Source organism: Weissella muntiaci (genome assembly GCF_008107635.1).
Taxonomy (GTDB): Bacteria; Bacillota; Bacilli; order Lactobacillales; family Lactobacillaceae; genus Weissella; species Weissella muntiaci.
Genome location: NZ_SDGZ01000010.1, coordinates 1 through 17822, shown reverse-complemented (window position 1 = coordinate 17822; position 17822 = coordinate 1). Strand labels below are relative to the sequence as shown.

Sequence of the window (17822 nt, the reverse complement as noted above, 5' to 3'; positions counted from 1 at the left end):
GGATCGCGATGAAAAAATACTTGTTATTAACTGAAAAGCCGTCGGCTGCCCAAAATTTTGCAAAGGCCTTAGGTGGGCTTAGTGGTGACTTTGGTGATTTTACCTATCAGATTACTAATTTACGTGGGCACGTGATGACCTTAAAGGATCCAGAAGAGATGGTCCCTGAGACGCTACAGAAGCATTATAAGTCGTGGCAAATCAAGTATTTACCATGGCGCTTGAGTGATTTCTCTTGGGAGCGGACCTATATAAAAAGTCGTAACCTGAGGACAGGCAAGCTTGAGTCGACGAAGAAACTTATTGATGATTTACGCAAAGAAGTTCGTCAAGGCTATGACGCGGTTGTTATTGCGACTGACACTGATCCTTCAGGAGAAGGTGAGTTGCTAGCTTGGGAGGCCTTGGAGGCTGTTAAGTGGTCTGGTACAGTTCTACGGGCTAATTTCACAGATGAATCGACCAAGGAAATCAGGCGTGCACTGTTAAACTTACGTGATGTATCAGTGATGAATGAAGATGGCGAATACCTGAAGGGTGAAGGGCGGAATCGTTGGGATTTTGCTTCAATGCAATTAACACGAATTGCGACAACCGCAGCAAAAAAGGCCGGTTTTAAGGTGGTTGCCCGCGAGGGAAGGCTGAAGTCAGTGATTGCATGGAAAATTTATGAACAGCTGTTAGCAATCAAAAATTACGTTCGAAAGCCTTTTTTTGAAGTTAAGTTTATTGATCCGGCTGGCCATATTTTCGGGCGAAAGATTAAAAACGATGAAATCGTTCCTTGGCGCTTCGCTGAGCGATCAGCCGCAGAAATTGACCTGGAAAAATATCACGAGAGTAGGGTTGTAAATGAGCGACATGAGACGAGGCGCCAGCAGCCGGGAAAATTACTTGATCTAGCTGGATTAGCAGCCGTTTTGGCCCCACGTGGTTATGATTCAAAGGAGATTTTGGCGACATATCAAAAGATGTATGAGGCGCAGATTGTCTCATATCCACGAACGGAAGATCGCACGATCACCCCAGAACAGTTCAAAGAGTTAACGCCTTTGGCGGAACGGATTGCAGCTTTAGTTGGCGTTGATCAGCAATTGTTAACCCATCGACAGCCAAGATCAACGCATGTTAAGCCAGTCGGATCCCACGGTGCAAATCGGCCTGGTTTAACTTTGCCAAGTAGCGTAGCCGCCTTGAAAAAGTATGGGGTGAGTGGTCCTGCTATCTACGAAGTGTTAGCAAAGAATTATTTAGCAATGTTGGCAGAAGACTATATCTATGATCATGTAACTGCTGAGCTGTTCGATTATCCCAGTTTTAAAACGGCGTTTAACATAACTATTCAATTAAATTTTAAAGCAATCTTTGATAGTAAGGGTGCTTTGGATGATGATAGTGATACAGGTGAGCCGAAGGACCATACTCTTGGGCCAAGTGCCAAACCACAACTGGTGGAGGGGGCAAATCCTAAGCCGCAGCAACCAAGTACGAAGTGGATTATGGCTTATTTGGAACAACATCAAGTTGGGACTGGAGCTACCCGTGTGTCTACTTTGTCTGAAATGGCACGAGGAACTAAGGCGATGCTGAACGAACGCAAGGGGAAGTTGACATTGACTGAGACAGGTAACGTCTCAGCTGTGATGGTTAAGGATACTTGGATTGCATCGCCTAAAATAACCAAAAGACTATTTGAGATGATGGATCAGGTTGGTAAACTTGAGTTAACTCAAGCGAAGCTCCTTGAGTCAATCACATTACTTGTCGAGCATGACTTGCCAATCATGGTGGCGAATGCGGAACAATTAACGATGCTGTTAGGGGCTCCGAAACCAGTTAAAGTTCGCGTTCCGATTGAAAAGATTACTGGGCGTTGGCATGAGCAAGAAATTTCTTTCGCAAAAACTTGGAGTGGGCACACCTTCACTGATGAAGAGATTCGAGCGCTTTTAGCAGGTGAAGAAATTTCCTTTCCAGCTAAAAGTAAACGGGGCAAGGCATATAATGCAGTTGGTAAAATGGCCAAACAGAGTTATAAAGGGGCGACTTATTATGGATTTAAGTTAAACCCTAAACAGAAATAACACAATTTTATAATACGCATACTATATTTTCCCTTGCAATATGATTATAGCTCCTGTAATATGAATATTTGTAATTTACTAGCTACTGTAACGACGCCAATGATGAACTGGCTGAATTCAGCCTAGTTCTGTCGTTAATTTAGTCGTGGTCTGAGACCACAAATACATTTAAGGAGTTATGTTAATGCGCATTAACATCATTTTAGAAGCTGCCGAAACTGGTGAGCGGATCTACCTTACTTCAAAGAATCGTCGTAACACGCCTGATCGCTTGGAGTTGAAGAAGTATTCACCAAAGCTACGTCGTGTCACTACATTCAAGGAGGTAAAGTAATCATGGCTAAGAAGTCAAAGATCGCTAAGGCAAAGAAGATTGAAGCTACTGTTGAAAAGTATGCTGCTAAGCGTGCAGCCTTGAAGGCTGCCGGTGATTACGTTGGACTATCAAAGTTGCCACGTAACGCATCACCTGTACGTATGCACAACCGGGACATGCTTGACGGACGTCCTCACGCTTACATGCGTGAGTTCGGAATGTCACGTTTGAACTTCCGTCAATTGGCACACAAGGGTCTTATCCCTGGTGTTAAGAAGGCTTCTTGGTAATCTACCACCGAAGTCGAAATGTCGCACAACATTAGTTGAGTGGCATTTTGATAAAAAGGCTACTAGAAATAGTAGCCTTTTTATTTTGGCAAAACGGTAAGGACTCCGATAGTTGGCATTAAGAACTGGCTTCAATCCTGAACAAAAACCGGTATAATAAGTTAAGACTTTATGGCAGGGATGGTGCATATAATGGTAATTAATGAATTTCCGCAAGTTGTAACAATTGCTGGTAATGATAGTGATGGGTCGGCTGGTGGACCAGCTGATTTACACACCTTTTTTACACGGAACACATACGGTATGATGATTTTAACTGCGGCAGTTGCGGGAAATTCACACGGTATCACCGCTGCCCATCAAATGCCAACCGAGTTTATTGATGCGCAGTTTAAGGCAATTGCGGACGATTTTGCCATTCGAGCGGCCAAAACAGGCATGCTTGGAACTGTTGAGGTTATTGAGAACGTTGTTGCTAATTTAAAGGTGGTAGATTTTGGTTATCTGGTGGTTGATCCGGTGATTTCGACCAAACATGGCAATACCTTGCTCGAGCCCGATGCTGTAACGACGATGAAGGATAAGTTACTCCCCTTGGCGGATGTAATTACGCCCAATTTTTACGAGGCACAAATTTTAGCAGATATGACGATTGGCTCGAGTGCTGACCAAATTGAAGCAGCCCATCGACTGCAAGGATTAGGGGTTAAGAATGTTGTCATAAAAGGCCCCCATGACAACTTTGGTGCAGAGGCGCTCGTCCGTGATTTTGTTTTACTAGAGGATGGCGAGAGTTTTTGGCTGGAGGCACCTTATATTGCGACGGATCGAATTAACGGAACTGGTGATACCTTTGCGGCAGTGATCGTTTCTGAACTGGCTTTAGGGAAAACAGTTAAACAAGCAATTGAGACGGCTAAGTTTGCAACCCATCGTGCGATTGCAAAAGAAATTGCTGTGGGACATCAGTATGGTCCGATTAATCATTGGCAATTATTAACAGATATGGAGTGAATAGATTAGTGGAACCAGAGAATAATAATAATCGACTTGATCAATTGGAAAAGAGCATGCAGAATCTGCATACAGCGACCGATACATTGATGCATCATTCGTTAGTGGTTGATTTCAGGAAATTTCTCACTAATGATAAGGTGATGGGGTTTGCAATTGGTGTAATTGTTGGAAACACGTTTACAGATGTTGTTAAGTCATTCGTGAGCCTCCTTGCGGGAATCGTTAATTTCTTTGGTATATTGATCTTTTCATCGGATCATATACTAAAGTGGCAGGTGATTCCAATCTCCGGCTTTATTCAAGCCTTCTTATCAATGCTATTGATTGCGGGATCAGTCTTTTTCTTTGTAAAACTGCTTAATAATGTTTGGGCGCGTAACCCGGAGGAACAATTTGGCTATAATGCAACGTTTGTTGAAACGCAAAAGTTGCGTGAAGCTCAAGAAGAAACCAATGCCTTGCTACGTGAACTGATTAGTAAAACGAAGTAGGTGGTTTAATAATGCGAACAAAGGATACCCAGAAGGTATTGGCGTTACAGCAGGCGGCATTTGATTTGGTTGCAACGGGTGGCATTAGTAGTTTGAGTATGGCTAAGCTAGCACGAGCTGCGGAAGTCTCAGTTGCAACAACTTATGTATATTTCGAAAATAAGGCCGATCTGTTAGGAAGTTTGTATGAAGAGGCTTTACAATATCTACTAGCGGCTCAGGAGCAAATTGATTTAACGCAGCACTCGCTTGATGATGCCTTTAAAATTATATTAGAAAATTATGCCAAGCGATTGATTGAAAACCCACGTTATGCGAATTTTATAAGCGCAATGAATGCAAATCCAGAGTTTTTGCCAGTTGAACTGCGTGGGCAAGGTTCATTGATCAGTGGTGACTTTCTGTGGATGATTGGCCAGGCACAACAAATGGGTCGGCTACGTACGAAGAACCTTGATTTAATTGTTGCTCAAGTCATTCAGCCAATGTTTTGGTTGATTACTGAACGGCAACGTAATAATTTGACGATTGACGCTGAGGAAATTAAAACCTTTGTTGCGATGGGACAAAGAGCGATTTTTATTTAGGTTATAAAAACAGGGTTAGCGAATGAAGCTGACCCTGTTTTTAATATGATAATCGCCGATAGAGATCACAACTGGCCTTACCCGTCCTGAAATTGTAGTAACAATAGTGTCGTGATATAATGGAATGTCTGTATTGAATATTCTAGTAACCATTACTAGGCAATGATGAGCATAAATCAAATGATAATTTAGATTAAAATTGGCTTAATATAGCAGGATTATTTAAGTTAATGGGGAGATAATGAATTATTACGGGTCAGCGAATGTGGATGGTGATGTTTGATTAAGCAAATTAATAGCATATTTACAAATTCAATGATGGGTAGCTCGGCATTTAGCTGATCGGACTATAACTATTAAAGTAAGGCAACAAGCGTCAGATTAATATGATGTTTGGATATTAGCAAAAGGGTAGGAAATAAATGGAAACTTTACAGAACTTTATTTATCCAATGAACGCAGCTTTCGGCTCGGCTGAAAAGTACCTTCGGACCGAAGGGAGCGTACATTACAATGATACAGAGATGTTCTTGCAAAAGTATTCAAATGTCCAGTTTGATACATATTACAATGCATTTTCGATTCCATTATGGCAAAAGCGGGTTGGCTTGAAAACGGCTAGTCTGCAAATTGCAGGAAGCGGAAAAGTTGAAGTAGAGTTGTGGGAAGTGGTCCAAAGCCGGCTAGACGTTAGCTCTTACGGATACCCAAAGAAGTTGCTTGCGAAAAAGAGTATTGAATTAAGTTCAGCAGTTCAGAGTGTATTTGATATTAATATCACGGATGAACTTGAGTTTACAGGTTTGGTGTATCCTAAAATAATCGCTTTGGAAGATGTGAAGGTAACGAACCTTACTTGGAGTACAACCGACGAAAAGCGTAGATCAGTCAAGGTGGGAATTTCTGTTACCCACTTTAATCGCAAAGAATATGTGATCCCAGCAATTAAGCGCATTAAGGAAAACCTACTTGATGTTGAGGAGTGGGCAGATAAGATTGATTTTATCGTCGTTGATAATTCACAAAATATTACACCAGAAGAATCGATGGGCGTTAAAATCGTTCCAAATGAAAACACAGGTGGTTCAGGAGGCTTTACACGTGGCTTCTTGCATTATAAGTACAATACCGAGGCCACACATGTGCTGTTTATGGATGATGATGCAAGCTTAGAAGTCGAAAGCATTAAGCGTGCTTATCAAATCTTGAGCTTTGCGGTTGAAGATAACACAGCAGTTGGAGCAGCACTCTTCTATGATGAAAATCCTAATTTCTTGATTGAGCGCGGAGCGTATCTGTCAAAGCGCTGGGTTTCAGCAGACTTTCATAATGCAGAAACGATCACACCTTGGGATGTTTTGAAGACTGAATTGGGTGAGAACACTGACACAACCTATATGGGGTGGTGGTTCTGCGCCTTCCCAATTAAGTATACTAAGCGGTTGGTGCCACCATATTTTGTACGAGGTGACGATGCATCGTTTACACAAATCAATGATTTTAATATTATTTATGCTAATGGAATTGCTGCATATGCTGAAAGCTTCCTAACTAAGGTGGCAGGGATGACAACGTACCTGGACACGTTGAATCCGTTCATCGTGAATGCCTTGTTCAGTAACCATAAATCACTTATTTTTGCTGAATATATAAAGCGTTATCTGGAACAGATTGTTTCTGGTCGTTATGGCTATGTCGATGTTATGCGTTTGGCATTAAAGAATTTTGGTAAATTAGATGCCGAGCGCTTCGTTGAAAGTATCAATTTGAAGCCAATGTTCCCTGTATTTAAGGAACTGACTAAGGATAATGCGCTGAAAGAAATTGATCTGGCAGAGTTGCCAGTTATTAGTCACGAAGTCGATCATGAAAGCCGATTGAAGAAATTCGGCCGTTTGATTACATTCAATAAATTGTTCTTACCGTTGAACAATACAAAAATTGTGCAACAAGAATTTATCCACCGGGCACACTTCCGTGATATTGCTGGTTTCAGGAAGATCGTTTATTACGATATAAAGTCTAACAAGGGTTTTGTCACCGAAGTCAGCCGTTGGAAAACACTCAAGTATCTGTTGCTATTAGCTGGCGATGGAATTAAATTCATTTTCACTTATCCAGCCACTCGTCGGCGTCTTTTGAAGAATTTTGACTATCTTACGAGTGAACAAATGTGGGATGATATTTTGAAATTAGATTATCAAGCTGAGAAAAAGTAGTTATTTGTGCTAGATCAGAAGAATATGAAGGATTTGAAATTTTATTGAGAGTTCTGTACAATTATCAAAAATTAAAATAATCATGGTTGAAAACGAGAAAACAAATGACAGATAATAAAAAAACAATCATGGCCAAGGCGGAAGGGGTCACAAAGAATTTTTCTTTGTATGCCAATCAATCTGAAAAGTTGAAGTCAGTCTTCAAGGGTAATCGTGCAGAATCCAATTTTTGGGCTTTGCGTGGATTAAGTTTTGAAGTTGAAACGGGTGATGTCGTCGGAATTGTTGGAACTAACGGATCCGGAAAATCAACGTTGCTTAATATTTTGAGTGGTGTAATTCCGCAAACATCGGGGAATCTAACATTGAACGGTACGATTGGTGTCGTAGCAATTAATGAAGGTCTTAACTGGGAATTAACTGGACGTGAGAACATTCGCCTGAAGCAAATCATGATGCGTAATAATATGAAGCAAATCAATGCCATGATGGATGACATTATTGATTTTTCTGAATTAGGTGATTTCATTGACCAACCTGTTAAGGATTATTCGAGTGGAATGCGCGCAAAGCTAGGATTCTCGATTGTGACCCACAATGATCCGGATATCTTGATCATCGATGAGGCATTGTCGGTTGGTGATTCTAATTTTGCTAATAAAGCGTTGGGTAAAATTCAGGAATTCATCGCTAAGGGTAAAACGATTTTCTTTGTTTCGCATGACTTGGAACAGGTTCGTAAATTTACCAATAAAGTTATGTGGATTCAGTATGGTGAAATGCTCGATTACGGACCTACTGAGGAAGTTGCGGATGAATATGCGGCCTTTGTTAAACGTTTGGATAAAATGGATGTCCAAGAGCGTGATGCATATGTAGAGGTAGAGAAGGCTAAGCAACGCTCATTTAGTATTAATGATTTACAAAAAACGTTACGTACCGATGGATATGATGATGATGAGATTCGTGAGATTACACGTTCTCGTAGCTTTGAAGGCTTTAGCCGATTTAGTTTATATGGATCATTATTGATTGTCATCTTGCTAATGGCATATATCGTGTATCGTTTTGTCAATGGAGGTTAGCAAGAATGTGGACTGTTATTAAGTCAATATGGGGGCTTGCCGTAGAACAAGTAACTAATTTAGGGATGACGGTAAGACTGGCAATTTATGATACGCAAGCCCGAAATGCACATAAGTATCTTGGAACAATGTGGGAGATCCTTGATCCCTTGTTTCAAGTTTTAACATATGCTGTGATTTTCGGTGGTGGATTTAGGACAAAGGCCCCAGTTGAGGGAATGCCGTACTTTGTATGGATGTCAGTTGGGTTTGCGGCATGGTACCTTGTAAATCAAGGCTTTTCAGATACAATTCGCTCAATGCAGGACCAGATATTCATGGTGCGGAATGTTAAATTCCCAGTATCAATATTACCCTCAATCCGAGTGGTGCAAGTTTTCCCAGCGGTTGCCTCAATTTCAATTGTTGCGGGATTATCAATGTTCTTGACCGGTAATTTCCATCCTAGTTTATTCTGGTTGCAAATTATTTATTACGGTTTCGCATCATTGGTCATGCTATTCTTTTTGGGAATTTTCTCTGCAACAATCAATATATTGATTCCTGACTATGATATGATTATTCGACAAATCTTACGATTGACGTTCTTCATGTCAGGAATTTTGTTTCAACCGGAACCAGGTACATTCTTTAACAATATTATTTACTATAGTTCGAAGATTAATCCGTTTTATTATATTGTTAATGGTTGGCGTGAAACGTTCCTTTATCAGAAGTGGTTCTGGAATTCACCATCAATTATGGGGATGTTCTGGCTGGAAATTGCAATTTTCGCCATTATTGGAACACACCTTTACTTAAAGTTTAAAGATCAATTAATTGATTTCATTTAGTAGACGATAGGGATAACATGATTAATTTTATTAGGAAGACTAAGTATCCATTGATTATGGTAATCGTCGTGTTAATTACGGCACTGATTCCGTTAATTAAATATGATAATTTTTATTTATATGCGGATACGGTTAATGGATATGTCGGGCAAATGTACCATACTGGGTATTTAATTCTACATGGACAATTACCTGTATTTAGTACGAATTATTATGCGAGCGGTAACTTTATTGCTGAAGGACAGTGGGGGACGTTCTCACCTTTGTCTTGGCTAATAGGAGTATTTATTTACCTTTCGCCCAATGTCACATTCTCGATGACAATAGTTAAAATTGCTGCTTTGGTGGCTTTGTCAATTGGTGTTTACCTCTTAAGTCGATCATTTGAAATTGACAGACAGTGGAGTAGTATTGCTGGGTTTCTGGCACCAAATGTAGGTTTCATTCACTTTACCGATGCACCGAGTTGGATCACAGATTTGTTGAGTTTGGTCCTATTCATCTTTACGTTCTGGGCTTATCGGAAGTATGTCCATGATGGTTGGAGCATAATCGTACCATTCATTTTTGGCTTTTTCTTGGTAACGCAAGGGTATGTTTATGGTGTTATTTACTTGGTTATTCTGTTGGTAAGTCATTTCTTGGTGGTACTCTTTACCCGAAATTGGCGACAGTTAAGGCGAGTGCTCTTATTTGATATTTTAATGTTGATGTTGACGTTAGCTGTTTACATGCCTGGGATCTTAACCGGATCGGTAACCACGCGAGCTCAGACTTTTGCAAATACTGACTTCGGATCACCAACATTTAGTGATTTCATAAATAGTTTCTTTCCGTTGGCGCAGACCGGTATGACCGTTTTTGCATCGGGAACTAATTATGTAAATTATATTGCTTGGGTTTTTGTATTGTTGCCGTTCATTAACTTCTCGAAGGTTAAACAAGCTTTACTCAAATTACGTTTAAAAGAGGCAACCCTATTTATTCCAATCGTTGTACTAGTGATTTTTAATTTTGGAATGTTATTGGCACCTGATCAGATGGGGCCAATTAGAATGCCATATCGTAATTTTGCATATTTGGGAGTGTTCGAGATTATCTTCTTTGCCTTGATGGCACATGCAAGTCAAGGTTTCGTGTATTCGAAGAGACGGCTAGGAACTTTTTTTGCGATCATTGTCGCAGGATACTTCTTGAACTTCTCGCAAGTACCTTGGTTATCTAAACGTTTTGTCCTCGCGGCAGGTATATTAGGTGTTCTCGGTGTTCTGATTTTCTTGTTTAAGGCAAATTTGTTACAAAAACTATTTTGGCCAATTGTTGGAATGACCTTGATTGTAACTGGGTTACAGACAATTCGTTATTATGATATTGTTCCTAATTTGACAGCAGAGCATACGGTTGAATATAACTGGCCTGGAATCTACTCAAAGAAGCAGGCTGAGAATTATACACCAGCAGTAAAGGGGAGCGTGGCGGCCTTTGGGGCACCGAAAACGGGCACTTACGTAGATAAGAATAACTACTTATTTGCCAATACTTGGTATTTTAGTAAGCATCAAACCATTAATGCCTACACGCCGGTTTCATTTGGTGCTTTCTGGTCCTTCCTAAATTTCACGCATGTCGAAGGTACAACTGCCATTGAAGGTGTCAATAATCTATTTAGCACGAATTCTGTGTTCGAAAAGAATTATGCTGATTTATTGGCAATTGACAATGTAATTATTTACCAGGCTAATGCGTTGCCCGAAACTTATACCAATACGGATTATGCGAATTATAAAGCTGATAATAAAACTTATCGGAGCTTCCTAACTAATCCACCAGCTGGCTGGCATATTAGCAAGCAAAATAAGGATAATTACGTTCTATCACGTGACACACCATTTAACGAAGTTGGAAGTGTGACTGGTGCTTCAAATGGAGCAAATGTTCAGGTGATCTCAAATACAGATCGCAAGCTTACATTTAAAGTTACATCGGATAAGCAGACAGATGTTCAAGTTGTATTCTCTAGACTGGCGTGGCCAGGTTATAGCATCGACAATGCTAAACTAAATCGACCAATAAAGGATATGCTGGTAAATGCAACGATAAAGCCCAATCAGTTTGGTAAAACAATTACTCTGAGCTTTGATCCGCCGTTTTATGCGACTGGAAAAATCTTAGTTGGTTTAACAATCTTAATTGTACTTATTGTTGTGGCTGTTGATGTAATTAAGTATAAGCGTAGAACGTAATTGATGATGATGATTTTCGAAAGTTGTCAATTTGCTGTTCGAAATATTAATATAGACTTTTAGCAATCATAGCCGTCTTTTCGACTTTGATTGCTTTTTTATAGATGAATTTGGCAGACCATGGATGTTAATTGCATGGTAAGATATATATTAGTTTGGTAAAACGTGTGTAAAGCAAGTTGCCAGTTGATTTTTGAAATTATTAAGGAATAATTTAGGGAGATGTTCATGATGAATGGGATGTTAGAACGAGAGAAGACGATATGGTCGCAGGTGTTGACCTGGATTGTGCTGATTGGTTTGACCATTGTGACGCTCTCAATAGTAACTGTTGGAAATTGGTTTCAAGAGAACATATCGATTAATAAGCTTGTGTTGCATCCGGGGATTTATGTATTAATACTGAGCTTACTTGTTTTTGGGATTTTTACACTTCTTAAAAAAACGCAGCTAATTGCTACTAAAAGCTTGAGTATTATTTTGCTGATTGCAATCGTCGCAGTGGTTATCTGGACGGTAGTATTTTTGCGAATTGCACCGGTTTTTGATGGCGCAGTTGTGTCAGATCAGGCATATCAGCTATTCAACAGCCCACAATGGGAAGATTACTTCTATCAATTCCCTAATAATATCAATATAGTTACAATTACATATCTGCTTGCCAAACCTTGGATGAGCCTACATTTGATTCACAATTTGCAAGACTTTCAGCTATTAAGTAATGCGATTAGTAATGTCCTACTGATTCTAACAATTTTCATGTTGGCTGATTTAGTAAAAAAGGTTCGTGGTAGGCAAGCACTTAATGTATTCTTGGTGCTCACATTGTTAATGAGTCCCATGTTGGCAGTATTCTTTAGCGAGCTTTATACACAACAAATCGCAATTGTAGCGATGACAGCTTCCTTTTTTGTACTAAATCGTCTAGTTCAAGGTGAGCATAAGTATCTGAATGGACTACTCTTCCTATTCTTTTCTGCGATGACCATCTTAGCACGGCCTAATATGTTTTTACCCTATTTGATCATTGCAGGATTGGCATTATTCGTTTATCGATTAAAGGTGTTGAAGTTGATTCTCTGGTGTCTCATGATGTTTGTTATGATTGGTGCCTTGAAAGGGGCAATGAATATCTATACGCAACATATTGGTTATCGATCAAACCCGGCGCTTACTAAGCAATATGAATTGCCAGTTTCAGCATGGTTCCTAACAGCATATAATTATCAAGGTGATGGTAGAAATAGTGCTCAGACAAATGCAATTATTTTCCATGAGCCGACAAAAGCATCAAAAGATGCGTATATCAAAGATTATCTTATTAAAACAGTTAAACAAGAAGGCATGGGCAATACGTTGAATTTGTATCGTAAGAAGACAGCTGTATTATACGGTTGGACATCGGAATATAGTATGGGCTATTTCTCCGGTCGTATCGGGCAGGCAAAACTTAGCTGGTATAACAACTACGTTCGCTCGATTGCGTGGCTCGCTGACAGCGCTTTGTTCGTAATCCTATGTGCCAATTTAGCATACGCGGTAAAGTTAATCAGGGGTAAAATAACAGTTAATATACCATGGCTTTTGTTAAACTTGACTGCAATTGCTTTAACAGCGTTTTACGTTTTGCTATGGGAAGTACAAGAGAGTTATGCGATTCCGGCAATAATATTACTGCTAGCAGCAAGTGCATTTACCCCATTCTTTCAAAAACGAGTAACTGAAAATTAAAAAGCGACTTGGAGTGTTAAATTACACTTCAAGCCGTTTTTTATTTCCGTCGATATTTGCTCATCTCTAATTCGATACGCTCTTGTGCTTCAGCGATCCGTTCAAGGTGGGGCTTATTCTTAAAATCAAGTTTTTCTTTTTTAATAGTTAGGTCATCCGTGAATCTTTCCACAGCTGGTAAAGTTGATTCAAGCTTGGCAACTGCATTTTGCAAGCCAGTAACACTATCCCCCAAGTGTTTGAAAGTTGCTTGCCAGTCGAGCCAAGTCTGCTTTAATTGCTCAAAGTAATTCTTCATAAGGCTATTTAATCTGAGCCGCAATTTCAGCAGCCATTGCAGTGTACTTGGCCGCATCGTACTGGCTACTGTGATCGGGAGCTGGTAGGACAATTCCATCATCTTGATAGCGAGGGATTAGATGGAAGTGTGAGTGAAAGACAGATTGACCAGCAATCTCGCCATTATTTGAAATAATGTTCATGCCCAAGATCGCAGAATCACTGGCTTGGATTGCCCGAGCAACTAGTGGGAGCTTGCTTAGTACGCGGGCGGCAAGGTCAGCATCAAATTCAAAAATATTTGCAACGTGTTGCTTAGGAACTAATAACGTGTGCTTAGGTGTTGCTTGGCTAAGGTCAAGGAACGCTAGTACATCGTCGTCTTCATAGACTTTGTAAGCAGGAATTTCACCTGCAATGATTTTGTCGAATATGTCAGCCATACGATTGCCTCCAAAATTATTGTTTATTTCATTATAACGTTTGCTGGAATGATAATAAACGGCTTTGCCTCAATAAAAGATATCCGTTCTTATTTAACATAAACTTTCTTCTTACTTGGCCCATACAATAAAGGAGGAGTGAGAGTCCAGCTGTCTGACAATTTTTGTCAAAAACTGATTTGAGAGGTAGAGATTATGGAAGTGAATAAGAGTGCGCGACCAGGCGTTAAGGGTCTGGGATTAGTTGCGTTAGTTACAATGGCGATATCATCGTCAATTGGTGCCGGAATCTTTGATTTACCAGCAACCGTTGCGCGGGCGGCGACCCCTGGGGCGGCTTTAGTAGCGTGGGGCATCACAGGCTTTGGTATCTTAATGTTAGCACTGTCAATGAGTCACTTGGCAATCAAGTGACTTTTTATGTACACAAACGCCTTTATATCAACGTTTGTAGCTTGTGTATAACTCGTTTTTGTTCAAATGGGACTCTTTCGGGACTCATAGAGTTTCATACAGTTTCATAGAGTTTTATTCTGATGAGTCCCAAGTGAGTCCCGCCTATTAAAAATTGACTAGGGACGTAAATACATCTACAGTCTTTGCCCGCATGTCTTTTGTAACTGATGCATAAACGCCTAATGTAGTGTTTATATCATCGTGTCCGACTTGGGCTTGTAGTGTTTTAATATCCATGCCTGCTTGAACTGCTAAGGTTATATAAGTATGTCTTAGCCCGTGTATATTGGTTTGAGGAATATCTGTGCCTTTAATAGCAGACAACAACCATGTTCTGGGTAAAGAGTGCGTTGTATATGAGACAAGGTCTTTACTTGTAAAAACGATGTCAGAACGGACACCAGAGGCCATAAACGCTTGTTGTTGTATATTACGCCACGTCTTTAATGTCCTTGCTGTTATCTCGTCTACCATAACTACTCTTTTACCAGCCTCGGTTTTAGGAGGATTTATACTGAAATTTTGCCCTCTGTAACGACTCAAAGTTTTTGATATGGTAATATTTGTACCACTATCAGTGAACTCAATATCAGACCATAGAAGAACTGTAGCTTCACCACTACGCATGCCGGTAAAAGCGAGCAATCTCAAATACACATATTTTCTATAATCTAGATTTGGTTTAGCGAATTTATTTTCCACAGCATGAATAAATGCTTGAAGTTGGTCATAATCATAATTTTCAACTCGATAAGATCGATTCGGCTTGTCAATAGGTGTTGGATAATGAACTCTTTCAAATGGATTCGAGTCAATGTATTCATAAGATACAGCAAAATCAAATACACGCTTTAATTGAGAAGCGTTTGATTTATAGGTAGATTGCTTATTAGCAAGTTCATCTATCCAAGCTTGAACAATAGGGCGGTCAATTTTTGAAATCTGTACATGATTAAACCATTCATTGGTTAAAACATACAATTCAAAAAATCTATTGACCCGACCTATTGTAACCTTACGTTTACCTCGGCTATAATCAAGCATGAACTTATCAATTAGTTCATTCATCGTGATCTTTTTATGAACCTTGTTGAATGTGCCAGCATCAACTTCGTTTAAAATTTCCCGCTCAGCTCGTTTGGCCAGAGTTAGGGATGCAACAGTTTTCTTTTTATTACGGCGTCTACCTAGTGAGTCAGTGAATTGCACTCTTACTTGGTAGTTGCCGTTTTTTTGTTTCTTGATACTCATAATCTTGCCTTTCATAATATCGACCCTCATCGAATTATGTATGACTATTTGAGTAAGTCAGAAAGTAGGGAGGTGGTGATTTGCCACCCCTTAGTTATTTAGTAATTTAGCTTTTTGCTGATTAAATTCATCTTCGGTTAGAATACCAGCATCTTTTAAACCAGATAGTTTAGTGAGTTCATCAGCAAGTGAATTACTAGATGAAGCATTTACTGGACTGTTAGCATTGTCTTGGAACGAAGCGATGGCACCCTTAAGCTTATCGACAAAAATTGGTGCGGTTTTTTTATTCACATTGTCTATTTTCGTAGTGTTGGCTCCGTTGTCTATGCTGATGTCAGCTAAAAGTAATCTAGTAGAATAGTTTACTGCATTAATTTTTGAGAAAGGAATCTCACGGAAATTGGTGCCGTAAATCAAACCGCGGTCAACGAATAAAAGTCGTTTATCAGTTACAACAACTAACACGGTTCCGGTTCCAACTATTCCGGACGTGGCGTAAATGATAGTCTCTTCTACGTCTAAAATAGTTGGGAGTGCTTTTACTTCTTTTTTTGTACCAAATAGATCGGAGACCCCAGCTCTGTCCATCTGATTTTCTATTTCTCGCAAACGCTCAACATTTTCAGTGCTTTGTTTCGCCATTTCCAATACTCCTAAGCTTTTAACGTGGATCATTATTGCACGTATATTTTTATAAAGGTTGAGTAATTAAACAGATGATTATTTTTGTCTAATAAATCACATGAATACTTTAAAGAAAACTCCCTACGCTGGGAGTAACCAGATCTTTAATTTCATCTTCGGCAATTGCATATAGCTTTAAAGGCAAGTGAGCCCATTTGAGAAATACAACTACATCTAACGAATTGGGATAATTACCTTCAAAACCATTTATCCATTCTGACGCTTTTTTATGGATCATAAAACGATTAGCCTTAGATTCATTAATAATATGCAATTGTGGCGCACTTAAACGGGTTAGGATATCGCCATCGATTTTGTGTCCGAGTTCGTGCAAAACAACATTTTCTATTTCGGATTCAGATAGATCAGATTGGACGAATAGCGCACCAACAGGACTAATCATTTTAGCATTAGGCAAGTAAAGGCCTTTTGAGGCTATCGGTTCGTCTGACCAAATCAAAGGAATGCCGGTACTTTTAACAATATCTAAGTAATGCATATAAAGTATCTAACCTTCCTTAGTATCCAAATAGCCCTTAATCAAGGCCTTGATTACCTCTTTATCGTGATCAGTAATCGGCTTGCCGTCATATGCTTCCGCACCAATAAATGCATCCTCCAAATCTTTTTCAGTCGGCTCAGTTTGTGTCGGCTTTTTTTCGTCTGCATTTCCTAATAGGTAATCTACCGATACACCAAAATAATTTGCTACACTCTGTGCGTACGCATATGAAGGTGCAACACGGTCCCACTTGTTAATAGTTCCGTTCGAAATATCCAATTTTCTTTCTAACGCAGCGATTGATCTAACTTCCCAATCTATCGGGTTTAAAAGAAGTTCTTTGACTCTTTGTTTAGGGTTCATAGAATAAAAATAGAATAAAACGTTGACTTTTAGATTTGCGTTCTATATTATAGAATATGTACTTAGGGGTACAACAATAAAACGCAGAGCAACGAGTACAGTCAATTGGCTTATTATAGGTATTTATCATCGGAATCGATGTTCGAATATAATATATATAGCCCTATTTAACTATGTACTAATGATAGAATATATTCTATTTACTGTCAAGGAAATAGAAAGGAGATGTTGAAAATTGGCGATTTACGACAACATTAAGTTGATAGCTACAAAACGTGGTGTTAAATCCATTGCAGAATTAGAAAGAACAGTCGGACTATCAAACGGTTCTATCAGCAAGTGGAATGATTATGCGCCAAATGTGCGTAATTTAAAACTGGTAGCGGATGAGCTGAATGTGAAAGTTGATGTCTTGTTGAGAGATAGTTTAGAGGTAATTTGAATAAAATCAATAATATTTTCTTGATTTATCTAAACCAGTGAATAAGGTTCATGTTATATGAGGCGATATTTTATGTGTAAACAAAAATAAAAAGCCCATCACTTGACCTGTAAGCAAGTCAAAGTAAAAGGCTTAAATAATCTCATGCGATGGTAGGACATCGCAGAAAGGACATTCGTATGAATGATTTAATTCTAACACAGTCAGATGGCTTGGTTAAGCAGGAGGGCGATGAAAAACGAGTAAGCGCTCGTGAATTGTACAAGTCTTTGGAAGTTAAGCGATCTTACAGATTTAGTGATTGGTTTAGGTCGAACTCGAAAATGTTTGTTAAAGGTACTGATTTTGAGGGCGTGGACGTAACCACACCCTATAATCAATCAGCACCAGATAAGTTGCAAACACTTGAAGATTACCTGATGACTATGGATATGGCAAAGCACATTGCCTTAATGTCAGGGACTTCAAAAGGAGCTGAAATTCGTAAGTATTTCATTGAAGTT

20 protein-coding genes are annotated in these 17822 nt (G+C 39.4%); 14 read left to right on the top strand and 6 right to left on the bottom strand.

The window, feature by feature from the left end; all coding sequences use genetic code 11:
* Positions 1-8 precede the first annotated feature (8 nt).
* The 11 genes from ESZ50_RS02980 (at position 9) to ESZ50_RS02930 (ending at position 12896) form a co-directional block, all read left to right on the top strand.
* Positions 9-2084: a DNA topoisomerase gene (locus ESZ50_RS02980; RefSeq protein ID WP_148622118.1), complete on the top strand. Its 2076-nt coding sequence runs from the start codon at positions 9-11 to the stop codon at positions 2082-2084.
* Positions 2085-2268: 184 nt separating this feature from the next.
* The gene (gene rpmG / locus ESZ50_RS02975; RefSeq protein ID WP_027698392.1) at positions 2269-2418 is read left to right on the top strand and encodes a 50S ribosomal protein L33; all 150 of its coding nucleotides are present in this window, start codon (positions 2269-2271) and stop codon (positions 2416-2418) included.
* A gap of 2 nt (positions 2419-2420) precedes the next feature.
* Positions 2421-2690 (top strand): 30S ribosomal protein S14, encoded by a 270-nt coding sequence (gene rpsN / locus ESZ50_RS02970; protein WP_148622117.1) that lies wholly within the window; start codon positions 2421-2423, stop codon positions 2688-2690.
* Between the two features lie 192 nt (positions 2691-2882).
* Complete coding sequence (gene thiD / locus ESZ50_RS02965) at positions 2883-3704, top strand: bifunctional hydroxymethylpyrimidine kinase/phosphomethylpyrimidine kinase (protein ID WP_246111503.1); 822 nt, start codon at positions 2883-2885, stop codon at positions 3702-3704.
* Between the two features lie 8 nt (positions 3705-3712).
* The gene (locus ESZ50_RS02960; protein WP_246111502.1) at positions 3713-4198 is read left to right on the top strand and encodes an MscL family protein; all 486 of its coding nucleotides are present in this window, start codon (positions 3713-3715) and stop codon (positions 4196-4198) included.
* An 11-nt stretch (positions 4199-4209) separates the two neighbouring features.
* Entirely contained in the window at positions 4210-4785 is a 576-nt protein-coding gene (locus ESZ50_RS02955) for a TetR/AcrR family transcriptional regulator (protein WP_148622116.1), read from the top strand.
* A gap of 422 nt (positions 4786-5207) precedes the next feature.
* Positions 5208-7004 carry a glycosyltransferase family 2 protein gene (locus ESZ50_RS02950; RefSeq protein WP_148622115.1) on the top strand — a complete coding sequence of 599 codons (1797 nt, stop codon included), beginning with the start codon at positions 5208-5210 and terminating at the stop codon, positions 7002-7004.
* A 104-nt stretch (positions 7005-7108) separates the two neighbouring features.
* The gene (locus tag ESZ50_RS02945) at positions 7109-8089 is read left to right on the top strand and encodes an ABC transporter ATP-binding protein (RefSeq protein WP_148622114.1); all 981 of its coding nucleotides are present in this window, start codon (positions 7109-7111) and stop codon (positions 8087-8089) included.
* Positions 8090-8094: 5 nt separating this feature from the next.
* On the top strand, positions 8095-8922 hold the full coding sequence (locus ESZ50_RS02940) for an ABC transporter permease (protein WP_148622113.1): 828 nt from the start codon (positions 8095-8097) through the stop codon (positions 8920-8922).
* Positions 8923-8939: 17 nt separating this feature from the next.
* Entirely contained in the window at positions 8940-11165 is a 2226-nt protein-coding gene (locus ESZ50_RS02935; protein WP_148622112.1) for a glycosyltransferase family protein, read from the top strand.
* A 228-nt stretch (positions 11166-11393) separates the two neighbouring features.
* A complete protein-coding gene (locus tag ESZ50_RS02930) occupies positions 11394-12896 on the top strand; it encodes a hypothetical protein (RefSeq protein WP_148622111.1) in 1503 nt (500 codons plus the stop codon).
* Between the two features lie 40 nt (positions 12897-12936).
* Here ESZ50_RS02930 and ESZ50_RS02925 read toward each other — a convergent pair whose 3' ends face one another.
* On the bottom strand, positions 12937-13194 hold the full coding sequence (locus ESZ50_RS02925) for a hypothetical protein (protein ID WP_148622110.1): 258 nt from the start codon (positions 13192-13194) through the stop codon (positions 12937-12939).
* Between the two features lie 4 nt (positions 13195-13198).
* A complete protein-coding gene (locus tag ESZ50_RS02920) occupies positions 13199-13618 on the bottom strand; it encodes an HIT family protein (protein WP_148622109.1) in 420 nt (139 codons plus the stop codon).
* A gap of 195 nt (positions 13619-13813) precedes the next feature.
* Between ESZ50_RS02920 and ESZ50_RS02915 the strand changes: the two genes are divergently transcribed.
* Complete coding sequence (locus ESZ50_RS02915; RefSeq protein WP_187387531.1) at positions 13814-14032, top strand: hypothetical protein; 219 nt, start codon at positions 13814-13816, stop codon at positions 14030-14032.
* Between the two features lie 147 nt (positions 14033-14179).
* Here the strand turns inward: ESZ50_RS02915 and ESZ50_RS02910 are convergent, their stop codons facing one another.
* From ESZ50_RS02910 to ESZ50_RS02895, 4 genes are all read right to left on the bottom strand, one after another.
* Positions 14180-15340 carry a tyrosine-type recombinase/integrase gene (locus ESZ50_RS02910; protein ID WP_246111501.1) on the bottom strand — a complete coding sequence of 387 codons (1161 nt, stop codon included), beginning with the start codon at positions 15338-15340 and terminating at the stop codon, positions 14180-14182.
* A 75-nt stretch (positions 15341-15415) separates the two neighbouring features.
* Positions 15416-15970, bottom strand: coding sequence for a PH domain-containing protein (locus tag ESZ50_RS02905; RefSeq protein WP_148622108.1), 555 nt, complete (start codon positions 15968-15970; stop codon positions 15416-15418).
* Between the two features lie 109 nt (positions 15971-16079).
* A complete protein-coding gene (locus ESZ50_RS02900; protein ID WP_148622107.1) occupies positions 16080-16511 on the bottom strand; it encodes a hypothetical protein in 432 nt (143 codons plus the stop codon).
* Between the two features lie 9 nt (positions 16512-16520).
* Positions 16521-16793, bottom strand: a complete 273-nt coding sequence (locus ESZ50_RS02895; protein WP_246111500.1) for a helix-turn-helix domain-containing protein — start codon at positions 16791-16793, stop codon at positions 16521-16523.
* A gap of 319 nt (positions 16794-17112) precedes the next feature.
* On the opposite strand from ESZ50_RS02895, the gene ESZ50_RS02890 reads away from it, so the two are divergent.
* Together ESZ50_RS02890 and ESZ50_RS02885 are read left to right on the top strand one after the other, a co-directional pair.
* Positions 17113-17319 (top strand): helix-turn-helix domain-containing protein, encoded by a 207-nt coding sequence (locus tag ESZ50_RS02890; protein WP_148622105.1) that lies wholly within the window; start codon positions 17113-17115, stop codon positions 17317-17319.
* 179 nt (positions 17320-17498) lie between these two features.
* The coding region (locus tag ESZ50_RS02885; RefSeq protein WP_187387530.1) for an antA/AntB antirepressor family protein at positions 17499-17822 on the top strand (324 nt) is incomplete at its 3' end.